13 protein-coding genes and 1 pseudogene are annotated in these 15,491 nt (G+C 55.7%); 10 read left to right on the top strand and 4 right to left on the bottom strand.

Features of this window, described 5'->3' with window-relative positions; genetic code table 11:
* The first annotated feature begins 186 nt into the window (after nt 1-186).
* The 4 genes and pseudogenes from AVO44_RS05550 (at nt 187) to AVO44_RS05535 (ending at nt 3,581) form a co-directional block, all read left to right on the top strand.
* Complete coding sequence (locus AVO44_RS05550; RefSeq protein ID WP_068333727.1) at nt 187-1,329, top strand: glycine cleavage T C-terminal barrel domain-containing protein; 1,143 nt, start codon at nt 187-189, stop codon at nt 1,327-1,329.
* 28 nt (nt 1,330-1,357) lie between these two features.
* On the top strand, nt 1,358-1,807 hold the full coding sequence (locus AVO44_RS05545; protein WP_068333724.1) for an OsmC family protein: 450 nt from the start codon (nt 1,358-1,360) through the stop codon (nt 1,805-1,807).
* 37 nt (nt 1,808-1,844) lie between these two features.
* A pseudogene (locus tag AVO44_RS21525) lies at nt 1,845-2,810 on the top strand (AMP-binding enzyme).
* Between the two features lie 438 nt (nt 2,811-3,248).
* Complete coding sequence (locus AVO44_RS05535; protein ID WP_068333721.1) at nt 3,249-3,581, top strand: GYD domain-containing protein; 333 nt, start codon at nt 3,249-3,251, stop codon at nt 3,579-3,581.
* A 666-nt stretch (nt 3,582-4,247) separates the two neighbouring features.
* On the opposite strand, the gene AVO44_RS05530 is transcribed toward AVO44_RS05535, so the two are convergent.
* The 4 genes from AVO44_RS05530 to uxuA form a co-directional block, all read right to left on the bottom strand.
* Nucleotides 4,248-5,999 (bottom strand): BCCT family transporter, encoded by a 1,752-nt coding sequence (locus AVO44_RS05530; protein WP_068333718.1) that lies wholly within the window; start codon nt 5,997-5,999, stop codon nt 4,248-4,250.
* 45 nt (nt 6,000-6,044) lie between these two features.
* Entirely contained in the window at nt 6,045-6,458 is a 414-nt protein-coding gene (locus AVO44_RS05525) for a universal stress protein (protein ID WP_068334067.1), read from the bottom strand.
* 598 nt (nt 6,459-7,056) lie between these two features.
* The gene (locus tag AVO44_RS05515) at nt 7,057-8,541 is read right to left on the bottom strand and encodes a mannitol dehydrogenase family protein (RefSeq protein WP_082677398.1); all 1,485 of its coding nucleotides are present in this window, start codon (nt 8,539-8,541) and stop codon (nt 7,057-7,059) included.
* Nucleotides 8,525-9,733, bottom strand: coding sequence for a mannonate dehydratase (gene uxuA, locus AVO44_RS05510; RefSeq protein WP_068334063.1), 1,209 nt, complete (start codon nt 9,731-9,733; stop codon nt 8,525-8,527). Before uxuA ends, AVO44_RS05515 begins: the two co-directional genes overlap by 17 nt.
* Nucleotides 9,734-9,831: 98 nt before the next feature.
* Between uxuA and AVO44_RS05505 the strand changes: the two genes are divergently transcribed.
* The 6 genes from AVO44_RS05505 (at nt 9,832) to AVO44_RS05480 (ending at nt 15,366) form a co-directional block, all read left to right on the top strand.
* Nucleotides 9,832-10,560 (top strand): GntR family transcriptional regulator, encoded by a 729-nt coding sequence (locus AVO44_RS05505; protein ID WP_068333712.1) that lies wholly within the window; start codon nt 9,832-9,834, stop codon nt 10,558-10,560.
* Between the two features lie 20 nt (nt 10,561-10,580).
* On the top strand, nt 10,581-11,558 hold the full coding sequence (locus AVO44_RS05500; RefSeq protein ID WP_068333710.1) for a TRAP transporter substrate-binding protein: 978 nt from the start codon (nt 10,581-10,583) through the stop codon (nt 11,556-11,558).
* An 88-nt stretch (nt 11,559-11,646) separates the two neighbouring features.
* Nucleotides 11,647-12,123 carry a TRAP transporter small permease gene (locus AVO44_RS05495; RefSeq protein WP_233421927.1) on the top strand — a complete coding sequence of 159 codons (477 nt, stop codon included), beginning with the start codon at nt 11,647-11,649 and terminating at the stop codon, nt 12,121-12,123.
* Nucleotides 12,123-13,400, top strand: coding sequence for a TRAP transporter large permease (locus AVO44_RS05490; RefSeq protein WP_068333704.1), 1,278 nt, complete (start codon nt 12,123-12,125; stop codon nt 13,398-13,400). The genes AVO44_RS05495 and AVO44_RS05490 overlap by 1 nt, the downstream gene beginning before the upstream one ends.
* 8 nt (nt 13,401-13,408) lie before the next feature.
* Entirely contained in the window at nt 13,409-14,464 is a 1,056-nt protein-coding gene (locus AVO44_RS05485) for an L-idonate 5-dehydrogenase (protein ID WP_068333701.1), read from the top strand.
* Nucleotides 14,461-15,366: a sugar kinase gene (locus AVO44_RS05480; RefSeq protein ID WP_082677397.1), complete on the top strand. Its 906-nt coding sequence runs from the start codon at nt 14,461-14,463 to the stop codon at nt 15,364-15,366. Before AVO44_RS05485 ends, AVO44_RS05480 begins: the two co-directional genes overlap by 4 nt.
* The last annotated feature ends 125 nt before the right edge of the window (nt 15,367-15,491 follow it).

Raw genomic sequence — 15,491 nt, 5'->3', positions numbered from 1 at the left:
CCGGGCGGTCGTGTCCGGTAGTTGTCCAAAATCGTCTGAGCGGTCTGCAAGCCTGATGAAAATTAGTCCGTTCGGTCTGTCTGAGGCTTTTTATCAGTCCGCTTTCAGTCTGCGTGTACGGGTAATCCTGCACCCAGTTAAAGTGGTCTGCCGCTGATGGGGCCACCGGTGCAAAGGGTGAAAGACATGATGCAATCAGACGATTTCGGTTTCGGTACACAGATCCGCAAATCCCCTTATTTTGACGCGACCGTCCGCTGGGGCGCCAAGGGGTTCTCGGTGTACAATCACATGTACATCCCGCGCGATTTCGGCGATCCAGAGCAGAACTTCTGGAATCTCGTGAATGACGCGATCCTGTGCGACGTAGCGGTCGAGCGTCAGGTGGAGATCACCGGCCCGGATGCGGCAAAATTCGTGCAGATGCTGACCCCGCGCGACCTGTCGAAGATGGCGATTGGCCAGTGCAAATACATCCTGATCACCAATGCCGAAGGCGGCATCCTGAACGATCCGATCCTGCTGCGCCTTGCGGAAAATCATTTCTGGATCTCGCTGGCAGACAGCGACATCCTGCTTTGGGCTCAGGGCGTCGCGGTGAATTCCGGCATGGAAGTTACCATCGTCGAACCCGATGTCTCGCCGCTGCAGTTGCAGGGGCCGAAGTCGGGCGAAATCATGCGTGTGCTTTTTGGCGACGACATAATGGATCTAAAGTATTACTGGCTGCGCGAGGTCGACCTTGACGGCATTCCGCTTGTCGTGTCCCGCACAGGTTGGTCAAGCGAACTGGGTTACGAGCTTTACCTGCGCGACAGCACCCATGGCGACGCGCTGTGGGAGCGGATCATGGCCGCGGGCATGGAATTCGGCCTCAAGCCCGGCCACACCTCTTCGATCCGCCGGATCGAAGGCGGAATGTTGTCCTATCACGCCGATGCCGACATCCACACCAACCCGTTCGAATTGGGCCTTGACCGGCTGGTCAATCTCGACACCGAGGCCGATTTCATCGGCAAGGCCGCGCTGCGCCGTATCAAAGAGGAAGGCGTACGCCGCAGACAGGTGGGTCTGATCATCGACTGCAATCCGCTGGAGGGGCCGAACACAACGTTCTGGGCGATCAACAACGGTGACGAGACCATCGGCAAGGTGACGTCCGCCATCTATTCGCCGCGCCTGAAACAGAACATCGCGCTGGCCATGGTGTCTGTGGATCACGCCGTTCTCGGCTCGGATGTGGAAGTGGTGACTAAGTCGGGCCCGACCCGCGCCACCATGGTCGAATTCCCCTTCTACGACCCGAAAAAGAAAATCGCCGCCGCCTGAGAGCGTCCGGAAAGAAGAGCACTGAACCATGTCCGATCTTTCGATCCAACTGCACTGGCACCGCGCCGAACCCGTCCTGCAAACCGGCAAATACTCCAACGCGCACAGGGTTCAGTTCAACGACAGCCACGAGGTAGAAGTGGACTCCGCCCCCGGTTGGGGCGGAGATCCGGCCAACACCAACCCCGAACAGGCACTGGCTTCGGCCCTGTCGAGCTGCCACATGATGACCTTCCTCGCGCTCTGCGCCAAGGCTGGCTGGCCGGTGGCCAGCTACCACGACTACGCCGAGGCACATCTGGGCAAGAACCCCAAGGGTCAGATGTCCGTCATCCGGATCGACCTGCACCCCGTGGTGCGCTTTGACACCGGCTTCAACGTCAGCGACGCGCAGCTGGCCGAGATGCAACACCGCGCCCATCGCTACTGCTTCATCGCCAACACGTTGGCGGACACGGTCGAAATCAACATCAAGTAATCTCCATCAAAGAATCTGATCCGTGTAAGAAAGCGGCATCCTGCTGCGCGATCTGGATGCCGCTGGCATCCTGCGCCTGACCCTGAACGACATAAAACGCCGCAACGCGCTTTCCGAGGCAATGCTGGCGGTTCTGTCTGAAGCCTTTGCCGAAGCGGGAGAAAACCCGCAGGTGCGCGTTGTAGTTCTGGCGGCAAACGGCCCGGCCTATTGCGCGGGTCATGACCTCAAGAAGATGACTGCTGGACGCGTGGCTGCTGACGGCGGACGAGCCTGTTTTGCCAAGGTGATGTCGCTGTTGACATCAGCGCCGGAGGATATGAAAGCCGCAGGCTTTGAGGTGACCCATCTGTACGGGCTGACCGAAACCTATGGTCCTGCGGTGGTCAATGACTGGCATCGCAGCTGGGCCGATCTGCCGCCCGCCGAGCAAGCCGCGCTGAAGGCGCGCCAAGGCGTACGCTACCTCCCGCTGGAGCAGTTGGACGTGATGGACCCGGAAACCATGCAGTCGGTGCCGCGCGACGGCCAGACTATGGGCGAGGTGATGTTTCGCGGAAACGTCGTGATGAAGGGCTATTTCCGCAATCCCAAGGCCACCGAGGAAGCCATTGCCGGTGGCTGGTTCCACTCCGGCGATCTGGGGGTCATGCATCCCGACGGCTAAATTCAGCTCAAAGACAGGTCAAAGGACATAATTATCTCGGGCGGCGAGAATATCTCCTCTATCGAGGTCGAGGAGGCGCTTTACCGCCACCCGTCGGTTGAGGTGGCTGCCGTGGTGGCAATGCCGCACGAGAAATGGGGCGAAACCCCCTGTGCATTTGTTGAATTGGCCAAGGGGCAGGAGGCCGATGCAGAGATTCTGCGCAGCTGGTGTCGCGGCTGTCTGGCGCCCTTCAAGGTTCCCGGCAGGTTTGTGTTCATGTCGATACCAAGGACCTCGACCGGGAAGATCCAGAAATTTGCTTTGCGCGAACAGGCAAAGAAAATTGCGTCCTGACCAGAGGCGCCGCACGTAAGCCGGCGGGTTGCTTTAAAAATGCAGCCAACGTCCGAAATGACAGGCAGCGGTATCGCACGCTATAGAAGTAAAAACGGCTTTTTGGGGTCGACGTCAGTTCGGTCAATGGCAGCTTAGAACGGGTTCCTCCCGTTCGTGTCCCACGTGGCGTTCGGTAGTTTTGGTCCGGGGTAGGCGTTCGGAAAAGTCTACGGAATGTTTGTTGTGTTAGAAAGAGCAGCCGTTCGCATTGATGTAGAACCATTAGATCGAACAAAAGAACGCCATCTTGGATGTATAGGCAATCTTTTTACCTGCTAAAGCCTTGCTGATTGCGCCGTTTGGCTCAGCAAGAAGACTTAGTGCGATGACTCTCATGGTGCATAACAGTAGCCGATATGATACCTTGTCAGCCCTGTAACATCGGGGGGAATACTCATGCCAAAGTTCATAACAACGGGTCGCTTGACCAAGTCTGGTGTTGACGGGTTGATGGCGAAACCGGAAGACCGCATGCCCGCTTTGAAGGCTCTTACCGATGCCGTTGACGCCAAAATTCTCTCTTACTACCTAACAACAGGTCGCAACGATTTTGTTATGATTACTGAAGGGGCGGATATGGAAAGCGCGGTATCCGCAATTATGGTCGCAGTGCATTCTGGTTCCATCAGCGACGTGGAAACTGTGCAGGCCTGGACTTCAGCGGAGTTCGCAGAAATGGCGAATACCGCCAACGACATCGTTGGAAAATACCAAGCGCCCGGAAGCTGATCTCATCCGTTTGCCGGCCGGTCGCTTCAACCGCCAAACTGAAGCAATGTGTGTTCGACCGCTAAGGGCTCAACGCAATCATCCGCGTCCTTCTGTCCGTTGACTGCTTAGGCGTGAGTAGCAGACCCAACTTTTCGAAAAGCCAAGGTATATCATGTGGACAAAGCAGCCCAAAGCTGTCGTGGCATCGCGGATTGCCTTGACCGAAATCGCAGAGGAACCCTCAGGTGCCGTTCTCGCCATCACCGTCTTCCACGCCTTCACCCTGTTCGGCAGACCAGATTCCTGCCGTCTCGATCCCCCCGCCCACGCGGTCCGATCAACGTGAAGTGCATACCGTTGCCAGGTTTTTCTGAAGCGTCGCCCGACACGAGATGCCCTGTCATCACCATAACCCCCTATTTTCGTTGATTTGCGACATAGCTTCCTGCAACACGAGCCGGCCAGCCCAGAATTTGGACTGAACGCTGTTCTATTCTCGATAACGGTGTCCGTCCACGTTCACCACTGCAGCGCCATTCTGCGATCAAGCTTACGCCGTTCGGTCGTTGCCGCGCTGATAGGTTGCGGTCTCAGTCGTTGAAAACGGAAACGCCGCCGATTGACTTTCGGCGGCGCTCCAAGAGCTACGGCATTAAATTTCACCGGCCAAACGGGCTTGGCGTTCTACTTCGCCGATGAGGGTGCCATGACCGCTGCACGTTCCGTGCGCAATCCCATGACGATGCAGACGCACAGAAGCACAAGAACGACCGCAAACGGCAAGCCGGTGGAGATCACCATGGATTGCAGCGAGGCCAATCCCCCTGCCGAAAGCAGCAGCACGATGGCGACCGCGCCCTCGAAGGTGCACCAGAACACCCGTTGTGGCACAGGCGCGTCGATCTTGCCTCCTGCCGTGATCGTATCAATCACGAGGCTGCCTGAGTCCGATGAGGTGACAAAGAACACGATCACGAGAACGATACCCACAAGCGAAGTGATGGATGCCAGCGGAAGCTGCGACAGCATCTCGAAGAGCTTCAGTTCCAGCGGTGCGTTTACGACACCTTCGTAGCCGTCCACGAGAAACTGCTGGATTGCCGTACCGCCGAAAACGCTCATCCACAGGACGCAGACGAGTGACGGGATCAGCAGAACGCAGATGATGAACTCTCGCACCGTGCGACCACGGCTGACGCGCGCGATGAACATTCCGACAAAGGGCGACCAGGAAATCCACCACGCCCAGTAGAAGGCCGTCCAGCCTTGGACAAAGTTCGTGTCCTCGCGTCCGAACGGGTTCATCAACGCTGGCAGATACTCAAAATATGCGCCCAGCGACGAGAAGAAGCCCGAGATAAGCGCCAATGTGGGGCCGACCAGCAGCACAAAAAGCAAGAGAAGTACGGCAAGCCCCATGTTGATCTCGGACAGGCGTTTGACCCCGCCGTCGAGACCGCGGATGACAGAGATCAGTGCCACGATGGTGATTGCGGTGATCAGAATCACGAGCAGTGCGCCGCTATCAATCGTCCCCGAGTCTTCTGTGTTGCCGAAAGGCAGCCCCAAGAAGCTCCGCGTTCCCTCCTCCGCGACACCAGAGCCGTAGAGGACCGTAAGCCCATTCGCCGCCTGCGTTGCGCCGAAGCCGAGTGACGTTGCGAGTCCGAAAAGAGTTGCGAACACCGCAAGCGTATCGATGATATGGCCCGTCCAGCCCCAGACCCGGTCCCCAAAAATCGGGTAGAAGGCCGAGCGGATCGTCAGTGGCAGCCCCTTGTTGTAGGTGAAAAGCGCCAGGGCAAGCGCAACCACGGCATACATGGCCCAAGGGTGCAGGCCCCAATGGTAGATCGTCGCGGCCATGCCAAGGCGCACCGCCTCGGCCTCGTTCCCGGCCGCGCCGCCGAGCGGAGCCCAGTCGGTTCGCAAACCGTCCTCGCCAATAGTTGTCCCTCCAAGGGACGAGGCGAAGTGACTCATCGGCTCGCTTACGCCATAGAACATCAGCCCGATGCCCATACCAGCTGCAAAAAGCATCGCGAACCACCCGACATAGCCATAATCAGGGGTCGCGTCAGCACCTCCCAGCCTTACCGATCCGAGGGGTAGCACGATCAGCGCGAGGCAGAACAGAACGACGAGGTTACCTACCGACAGGAAGAACCAATCGAAGGTCTGAGTCACGAAAGAGAACATGGCCGAAAAGGCCGTACCGGCAAAATCCGGCAGAGCGAGAGTGAAGAAAACGAAGGCCATCACCACAAGTCCCGAGATCGCGAAGACCGGGTTGTGGATGTCAAACGGGATGGGCCCGACATTGCCTTCCACGTTGTCTTGCCCGATGTCGTAGTCCGTCTTGATAAGGTGATGGTCGCCCTCAGGGGAGGGTATGCCCTGGGCGTCGACGTCTTCGGTATAATTTTGGTCGGTCATCGTTACGTTCCCTGTTCTGGCGTTTGTTGCGGCGTCGGTTCGGCGTCATGCGCGCACTAGCATCACCGATGCGCTCGTGTGCGAAGCGACCCGTCCACCGTGAGAGCCGAGGTCGAAATGGCGCGGAATGTGCGAGGCCATGATGACGAGGTCGGCATCGAGATCGCTTACTGCCCTTTCGAGCACATGGTCGATCTCGACGGCCGGGTCGTGCGACGTGACGGCGTGTGCAGCCGTCTCCGAAATTCCATGCTTGGCCTTCTGAGCCGCGGCGAAGTCAGCAAGCTTCGCGCCGAACTCCTCTGGGTTATGGGCCACCGAACTTGGTTGGGGACCCGTAACACCGACATACGACACTCGCGCGCTGTAGTGCCCGGCCAGATCTGCCGCGACCTTCAGCGCAGACTGCAACGCGTCAGGATGCGCAAGGTCGACCGGCACCATGATGTGCTTAAACAATAGAAAGTCCCTCCTTTGCCCAGAGCCGGTCATTTCAGGGGGGGGGAACACGTACACCGTCACGGTGATGCTAGCAGAACGCGGCCCTGAAATGCCGCCTCGTTTTCATCTGTGTAACAAATTGGCCTTCATTTGCAAAGCGAAGCATCCAGATCACCTGCGCCTGCGCTGCGCCGTCGTAAGGGAGTCTCTGAGGTCGTCGGTACTGGGAAATGATCGTTGCACGCCACGTCTGAAGGGTTTTGGTTTGCCCGTGAAGAAGTCGCTTACTCGGTGTCGACATATCATCGGTTTGCACTAAGCACGGCGGATGTCGAAAACTTTCGGACCGAACGCGGCGCCACCATCAGCCGCAAGTCTATCCGTCCCTGGGTGATCTGGTTCGGCCCCCAAGTTCGCGGCTTGTATCCGGTGCTATCGTCTCCGGCCAGCTGTCATATGGTACATGGACAAGTTCGTCGTTTCGATCAACGGAGTGAAACATTGGCTGTTGCAGGCCATTGATGCCAACCGAGACGTCCAAGACGAGCTGATGTTCCACCCTCCAATGGCATTTCCCTTTCCTCGACCACCCCGCTACCAGACCTTGAGGTGGCTTTCATGCAACAGCGGAGGCTGCAGATCGAAGAACCCCATCAGTCAAGATTTGGTCGAGACTATCGATGACTGTTTTTGCCCATGTTTCATTCGCGAACAGCTTTTGGGGCAACAAACCGTCTGCCATTTTCAAAGCACCGAAGATTGCCCTTGCGTCTTTTTTTCCCGCCAATAGTTCATGGATTTCCCGCTCTCTCGGATCACGAAGACTATAGCGATTTCCGTTTTCGCTTTTTCCCAGTAGGTATCGGAACCAGACCGCTGTCGTGAATGCGTAGGTCTGGATGGATGCGCCTTCTACCAACGCTTCTTCTGCGGGTTCAAAAATACGTTGAGGCATTTTCATGCTGCCATCCATCGCGATCTGGTAGGTCGCATGCTGGATGTCGGGGTTCTCGAAGCGTTCGATCAACTTGTGTGAGTAGGCTGTATAGTTAACCCCGGCCAGTGGCGTTAATTTCGTGCTGACCGCGGCCAAATGGAGTTGCACAAGTTCGCGAAGCTCTGGGGTACTCATACATTCGCTGACGGTTTTTATCCCAGCCACATGTCCGGCGTAGGCCAAAAGCGAGTGCGATCCGTTAAGCATTCGCAGCTTCATCTTTTCATACGGAGCAACGTCTTCGACAAAAATCGCTCCGGCGGCATCCCAGGCAGGGCGATCATATTTGAAGTCGTCTTCTATCACCCACTGGCTGAATGGCTCTGTCTGTACAGGAACCGCATCAAAAACTCCCACGGTTTTCGTTGCTTCTTCGACAAAGTCATCCGTTGTTTCGGGCGTTATTCTATCCACCATCGTTGATGGGAAGGTCACATTGTTTTTGATCCAGTTCGAAAGATGCGGGTCAATCCTGTCAGAGAAGTCCAGCACAACATGTCTTGTGATTTCACCATTGTTGGGAAGGTTGTCACAACAGAGCAGAGTGAACCCTTTCAATCCCAGATTGCGGCGTTCACTCAGAGATTTGACGATAAGACCCGGAACGCTGATCGGTTGGTCGAACTCGGCAAGATCGTGACGGATCGTTGCGTTGTCCAAATCCAGCCTATTATCGCGTGTGTAATAGCAATACCCTTTTTCCGTCACGGTCAGGCTGACGATTTTGACCTCCGGGGATGTCAACAGCGCCATGATTTGGGCACGTTGAATTCGCAGTGCAAAAGCCGTGGAAATACTACCAATGATCCGAGCACAGCTTTGACCCGGTGATTTTTCAATCAGAGTATAGAAACCGTCTTGTTCGGCCAACTTCTGCGCGGTTTCAGTTGAGCGCATACTGATTGCAGCAATGCGCCAGTCCCCACCAGATGCTGCCAGCGCGGTGTCAGTATATGCCGCTTGATGTGCGCGATGGAACGCCCCAAGCCCTATGTGGACAATCCCCGTTCCGTGCGCGGTGGGATCATACCCGGGGCGTCCCACGTTGCGACAAATGTTTGAAAGTGAACGCCCACTTAAGCGCTGGTCATCGGCCGCTTTCATATGACAATCCATCAATCAAACCTCGCAGCTCTGCAAGACCCTTGAGGCGTCCGATCGCCGGGTAACCCGGTTGAGCCTTGCGCGTCAGATCATCCAGAATGTCCTGACCATGATCAGGCCGAAACGGAATCGAATGGTCGGCGCGGTCAGCAGATTTGCGGCGGTTTTCTTCGCGAAGGATCGCGGCAACCAAACTGGGCATGTCGACATCACCACTCAGATGTTCGGATTCGTGAAATGATCCAAACACGCCATCATGCTCGCGGCGGACGTTGCGAAGATGCAGGAAATGAACCCTGTCACCCAATCGATCCATCATGCCCGGCAGATCATTGTCGGACCGGGCCCCCAATGAGCCCGAGCAGAGCGTGATCCCGTTGGCGGGAATATCTACCGCTTCGATGAGCCGTTTGTAATCGGCTTCTGTCGACATGATCCGGGGCAGGCCCAACAACGGCACTGGTGGATCATCGGGGTGGCAACAGAGCCGCAGCCCCAGTTTCTGGGCAACTGGTGCGACTTCTTCAAGAAAATCAGTTTGATTGCGCGCCAATTGATCGTGATTGAAAGCTGCGTAAATCGCCAGCTGCTCTTTTATATCATCAAGGCTGAAATGCTCTGCAGCGCCTGGCAACCCGCAAACGATATTGTCAACGAGGCGCTTTTTGTATGTCTCGTTTGTCGACTGGAACCGATGGTGTGCTTCTGTGACAAGCTCGTCATCATGTCCTTCAGACGCACCGTGGCGCTTCAATATGAAGACGTCAAACATGATGAAGTCGACAAGATCGAACCTCATGCAGGTGGCGCCTGTGTCCACCTCATATGCAAGGTCCGTTCTGGTCCAGTCGAGAAGCGGCATGAAATTGTAACAAATGACCTCGATACCGGCTAAAGCAATGTTTTCAAGGCTGGTTTTGTAGTGTTCGACATGCTCGCGCCAACTGCCTGTTTGCCTTTTGATATCCTCTGAAACCGGCAGGCTTTCAACAACTGACCATTTAAGCGGACGCTGAGAACGTACCGAGTTTTCCGCAATATAGTCCCGGCGCTCGGTTATTTCAGACAGTGGCCAGATCACACCGGGCGGTATGTGGTGAAGGGCTGTGACAATCCCAGATGCGCCTGCCTGTGTGACATCGCTTAAAGAGACCTGATCCTGTGGACCGAACCATCTCCAAGTCTCTTGCATTGTGCCTTCCTCCCGAATTCTTGCGTTTGCTTTTTCTGCCATCCGGGAAAGTCTGTCAACATTCTTGTTGACTTGTATGGAAGTTTACGAGAAACAACATGCAGGAGGACAACGTGGTGCATGAAGTCGTTATCAATGATGCTTTCGATCGCGACGCGGCGATAACACCGCAGATCTATCGGATATTGCGCGAACGGATCATCAAGAACGATCTGCCGCCGGGCTCCAAACTATCTGAGCCAGAGCTTGCGCGGCACTATGAAATCAGCCGCCAACCTGTGCGTGAGACCTTCATAAAGCTTTCGGAGGAAGGTCTTGTGATTGTGCGGCCGCAGAGAAAGACGCAGGTCACAAAGATCGACTTTCCGACTGTGTTGCAATCCAGGTTCGTGCGTGAGGCAGTCGAGGCTGACATTGTCTCGGAGTTGGCGGGCTCAGCCGACAGGGCGTTGATCAAAGACCTTCGCAGTCAGCTGAAGAACCAGTTGAAGGTCGCCAAAACATCGCGCCCGGATTTCATCAACGAAGATACGAAGTTTCACCGAACCTTGGCGGAAGCAGCTGGAAAAGAAATCGCTTGGAAGTTCCTGGAAGGGCTCAACAGTCAAATGGACCGTGTGCGCTTCCTCAGTCTTGGGCAATTCCCAGCCGAGCAACTGGTCGAAGAGCACGGGAAAATAGTGGATCAGATCGAACGTCAGGATGCAACGCAGGCCTCAGCCGCCATGCGCAAGCACCTGCGGAGGTTGATCAATGATCTGCCGAAAATTGTTCGCGAGAACAAAGAATTCTTTGATCGGTTCGACCCCGAACTGATTGACGCATAGTCACCAAAACGGAGGAAAAAATGGTGTTTAGGCTCAAAAACCTGGTGGTCGCAGGGCTGCTGTCTCAACTCATCGGCGGGGTGGCTTCTGCGCAGGAAGTCACGCTGAAACTCGGCCATCTGGCAAACGAGCAAAACGCCTGGCACCTTGCTGCTGTCAAATTCGGCGATGAGCTCAATACGCTCACCGACGGGCGCATTGCCGTGGAAATCTTTCCCAATGAATCACTGGGCAAGGAAATCGACCTGATCAACGGCATGCAGCTGGGCACGGTTGATATGACAATCACCGGTGAAAGCCTGCAGAACTGGGCGCCGATGGCCGCGTTGTTAGCGGTTCCGTATGCCTATGCCTCGACCGAACACATGGATGAGGTCGCCAGCGGTGAGATCGGTGATCAGATCGAAGCGCAGATCGTCGAAAAGGCTCAGATCCGCCCAATCGCCTATTTCGCGCGCGGCCCTCGCAACCTGACCTCGAACCGTCCGATCGCGCATCCCGATGACCTGAATGGCCAGAAAATGCGCGTTCCCAACGTTCCGCTGTTTGTCGACGTCTGGAGTGCTCTTGGCGCCAACCCGACCCCAATGGCGTTTTCGGAAGTCTTTACTTCCCTTCAAAACGGCACCATCGGATCGCAGGAAAACCCCCTTGCCCTGATCCGCTCGGCTAACTTCAACGAAGTCCAAAGCCATGTGAACCTGACGCAGCATGTCCGTTCATGGATCTATCTGACAATTGCGGAATCCACCTGGCAATCGCTCAGCGAAGAGGATCAGGCCCATGTGATGGAGGCAGCCGCGCGTGCGCAGGCTTATGAGCGCGGATTGCTGGACACCAGCCTGGCGGACGACCGGGCGTATCTTGAGGCAAACGGCATGACCTTCGTCGAGGTCGACGGCGCGGCCTATGCGGCAAAGGCAAAAGACGCCGTGCTGGCCAATGTCAACGATGAGATCAAGCCGATCGTTGAAGAGTTGTTCAACAGCCAGAACTAAGTCATCAGCAAACCCATCTGCCGCTGGTTTGATCAGCGGCAGATGTTTTTAAAGGGGAAAGGCCGTGATGAAGCGTGTCCATCACTCTATGACATTGATATGCAGGATCGGCGCGCTCGTCGCCTTTTCGGTTTTGATCATCGCGGTGCTCACTCAGGTCATCGGCCGCACCATCGGCAACTCGCCCGTCTGGACCGAAGAGCTGACCCGCTTTGCCCTTATTTACCTGACTGCATTTGGTACCGGTGTTGCACTGATGACCGGAGATTTGGTGAACGTCGATGTCATTTGCGATGCACTTCCCGGAGATCTGCCCAGAAAGCTGAGGATGCTGGCATCTGCTGCGACGGCCATTCTCAGCATCATCCTAATTCCCGGTGCTGTGAAGTACGTAAAGATTGGCACATTGCAAAGCTCTCCTGCCTTGGCGCTGCCTATGGAGTTTGTGCACTTCAGCGTCTTGCTACTTTTGGGCCTCCTCGCGGCTTTTGCTGCCCTGCGCTTCGTCCTTGATTGGGCAAAAATCGAATACCGGCCCCAAAGCGCCAGTGGAGCAGAACAATAATGGAAGTCTTTGTCCTATTCGCGGTTTTCGTAGTCGGACTGATGGTGGGCATTCCCGTCGCCATCACACTTGGCTTGTCCTCGATGGCCTATCTGTTGCTTGCGGATATTCCGCTGGTTGTAGTGCCACAAAAAATCTATGCGGGCATGGATGTCTTTGTTCTGCTTAGCATCCCGGGCTTTATTCTTGCCGGAAACCTGATGAACAACGGCGGGATTACCGAACGCATCATTCGGTTTGCAAATGCACTCGTTGGATGGATACGCGGCGGTCTGGGCCTGACCAATATCGGTGCGTCCATGCTGTTCGGGGGGATCACGGGTACAGCGGTAGCGGACGCGGCCTCAATCGGTGGCGTAATGATCCCCGGCATGAAAAAGGCTGGATACCCGGCTGATTTTTCGGCTGCGGTCACAGCCGCGTCTTCAACCGTAGGCCCCATCATTCCGCCGAGTGTCCCGATGATCATCGTCGGTGCCTTGTCCGGTATTTCAGTCGGCAAGATGTTCCTTGCCGGGGCGATCCCGGGTGTTCTGATGGGTCTGGGTATGATGGCAACGTGCTACATCATTTCCGTGCGCAAAAACTTTCCACGGCAAGAGTGGCAGGGCTTTAGTGAAATCGGAAAAGCGTTTGGCGGTGCATTCTGGGCCCTCGCAATGACCGGCATCATTCTCTATGGGCTGCTCAGTGGCATTGCGACACCAACGGAAACCGCCATTGTTGCAAGTGTCTATGCCTTTGTTGTCGGCGCTTTTGTCTATCGTGAGCTGCCGGTGCGGCTGGTGCCCAAGATCATATCGGACAGCGCAATCTCTGCCGCGGCCATTCTGGCGCTGGTCGGATTTGCCAATGTGTTCGGGTGGATCCTCGTTTCGGAACGCATCCCGCAAGCTATTGCATCTGGCGTACTGACGATTACTGAAAACCCCATTCTGGTTATTCTGATTATCAACATCCTCCTGCTGTTCGTTGGTATGTTCATGGAGACGATTGCCGCGCTGATCATCCTGTTTGTACCTCTGCTGTCGCTGGCCACTGCTGTCGGTATCGAACCTTTGCACTTTGCGACATTCGCGGTCCTAAATCTTATGATCGGCTTGACGACCCCGCCGGTTGGCGTGTGCCTGTTTGTATGCGCCGGAATCGCCAAATTGCCCCTGACGCCGGTGGTGCGTGCAATCTTTCCGTTCCTTCTCAGCAACCTGATCGTCCTGCTGATGGTGTCTTACATCCCGGCACTGGCAACTTGGTTGCCTAATCAGATCCTTCCATAAGGTGCATCATGGAAACGCGAATTTGTCGGCTACATGCGGCCCATGACCTGAGGATTGAGAGTCAGACCGTTCCTGACCTCGGGCCGGACGATGTGCAGGTCGCGGTTGGCGCCGGGGGAATTTGCGGTTCCGATCTGCACTACTATCACGACGGGGGTATTGGTCAGATCAGGGTGCGGGAACCGATCATCGTCGGCCATGAGGCGGCCGGTCACGTGACGCAGGTCGGGATGAACGTGACCGGGTTTGCCACAGGTGATCTGGTTGCGATCAACCCTAGCCTTCCATGTGGGCAATGCGGCTTTTGCAAAAGGGACGAGTTCAACCACTGTACAGAAATGCAGTTCATGGGCTCTGCATACCGAATGCCGCACGAGCAGGGGATGTTTCGCGAAATCCTGACTGTACCCGCCTCGCGCGTGCACCGCTTCACCAATCCGATACCCGTGAATCAGGCCGCTTGTACGGAACCTCTTGCTGTATGTCTTCATGCCGAGGCACAGGCCGATTGTCTTCGCGGAAAAACCGTTTTGATTACCGGATCGGGGCCGATCGGTGCACTGATGACTTCGGTTGTTGCTCGAAAAAATCCGCGCGACTTGATCGTGACGGACCTTCACGATTTTCCTCTGTCAGTCGCAAAAAAGCTGGGTGCGTCTGAAACAATCAACGTTGCCGATCGACCCGAGGCATTGGAGCCTTTCCGCCAGAACAAAGGGCAGTTTGACGTGGTGTTCGAATGTACCGGATCGCCTGCTGCCATTGCCGCTGCATTGACCATGCTCAGACCACGTGGAACCATGATATTGGTTGGCGTCGCCGGAGAGGTCAGCCTGCCCCTGAACGTAATCGTAAGCAAAGAAATCCGAATGGTCGGCACCCATCGGTTTCATCCCGAATTTGCCGAGGCCGTGCGGCTGATTGACAGTGGTGAAATCAACGTCGAACCAATAATTAGCCGATCCTTCAACATCGAAGATGCCACTGCGGCATTCGATCTTGCCGGGGACAGAACTCAGGCCATAAAAGTCCACCTTACGTTCAAAAAGGATCGCAAGTTATGAGCGGCATGAAAATTGCATGTGTCGGTGAGGTGATGCTTGAATTGCAAGTGTCCACGGTCCCCGGGCCGGCGCAGGTCGGGGTGGCAGGGGATGTTCTCAACACAGCGATCTACCTGCGTCGTATGTTGCCCGAGAACCATAGCGTGAGTTTTGTCAGCCTTCTGGGGGATGACCGCCTGTCCGATGACATTGTCAAGTTCATAGCCGAGCAGAACATCGACACGTCTCGATTGACACAGTTGAGAAATAAACTCCCCGGAGTTTATGCGATCAGCACCGATGAAGCAGGTGAGCGGAGTTTTCAGTACTGGCGACAGAACTCAGCAGCACGGCAGTTGTTTCAGGCAGAGGCAGAGCCACGCTTTGACATGCTTGCAGGGTTCGATCTTATCTACCTGTCCGCGATTACTCTGGCCATCCTGCCGCAGAACGTCCGGCTTTGCCTTCTGGACTGGATTGACAGCTATCGCGCGCGCGGGGGGCTTCTTGCCTTCGACTCGAACTATCGCCCCAAGCTCTGGGAGTCGGAACATGCAGCACGCGAAATAATCGGGGCATCGTGGCGCCGATGCGACTTTGCCCTGCCTTCGGTGGATGATGAGTTGGCCGTATTTCACGAGAAAGACGAGGCTGAAGTCCTCACCCGGTTTAGCGGCTATACGGGCTGTGTTGGTGCGTTGAAACGGGGTGTCTTGGGGCCAAAATCCATCAACGAAGTCACGACCACATCCTCCTTTGAACCAGCGAGAACCGTAGTGGATACTACAGCAGCTGGCGACGGATTTAACGGGGGTTATCTGGCTGCAAAACTGTCGGGGCGGTCCCAGTCAGAGGCGCTTGATCAGGGTCACGAATTGGCGCGCAGAATTATTGGTTTTCGAGGTGCGATAATTCCGGTTTGATATTAGGCTTTGCGGCTGGCGGTGTGTCCGGATGCGGAAGATGGCGGTGGCCGCTGGATCGATGAAATTGAATTCGACTGTTTGTGTAGTCGTTTAAGTCATTGAAATAAAAGGCAATTACGCGC

It is taken from the genome of Ruegeria profundi, assembly GCF_001507545.1.
In the GTDB taxonomy this organism is placed as follows: Bacteria; Pseudomonadota; Alphaproteobacteria; order Rhodobacterales; family Rhodobacteraceae; genus Ruegeria; species Ruegeria profundi.
This window is presented reverse-complemented; position numbering and strand designations above follow the sequence as displayed.

Coding starts and splice junctions, on each gene's coding strand:
- AVO44_RS05550 (WP_068333727.1), top strand. CDS start 187: ATGATGCAATCAGACGATTTCGGTTTCGGTACACAGATCCGCAAATCC.
- AVO44_RS05545 (WP_068333724.1), top strand. CDS start 1,358: ATGTCCGATCTTTCGATCCAACTGCACTGGCACCGCGCCGAACCCGTC.
- AVO44_RS05535 (WP_068333721.1), top strand. CDS start 3,249: ATGCCAAAGTTCATAACAACGGGTCGCTTGACCAAGTCTGGTGTTGAC.
- AVO44_RS05530 (WP_068333718.1), bottom strand. CDS start 5,999: ATGACCGACCAAAATTATACCGAAGACGTCGACGCCCAGGGCATACCC.
- AVO44_RS05515 (WP_082677398.1), bottom strand. CDS start 8,541: ATGAAAGCGGCCGATGACCAGCGCTTAAGTGGGCGTTCACTTTCAAAC.
- uxuA (WP_068334063.1), bottom strand. CDS start 9,733: ATGCAAGAGACTTGGAGATGGTTCGGTCCACAGGATCAGGTCTCTTTA.
- AVO44_RS05505 (WP_068333712.1), top strand. CDS start 9,832: ATGCAGGAGGACAACGTGGTGCATGAAGTCGTTATCAATGATGCTTTC.
- AVO44_RS05500 (WP_068333710.1), top strand. CDS start 10,581: ATGGTGTTTAGGCTCAAAAACCTGGTGGTCGCAGGGCTGCTGTCTCAA.
- AVO44_RS05495 (WP_233421927.1), top strand. CDS start 11,647: ATGACATTGATATGCAGGATCGGCGCGCTCGTCGCCTTTTCGGTTTTG.
- AVO44_RS05490 (WP_068333704.1), top strand. CDS start 12,123: ATGGAAGTCTTTGTCCTATTCGCGGTTTTCGTAGTCGGACTGATGGTG.
- AVO44_RS05485 (WP_068333701.1), top strand. CDS start 13,409: ATGGAAACGCGAATTTGTCGGCTACATGCGGCCCATGACCTGAGGATT.
- AVO44_RS05480 (WP_082677397.1), top strand. CDS start 14,461: ATGAGCGGCATGAAAATTGCATGTGTCGGTGAGGTGATGCTTGAATTG.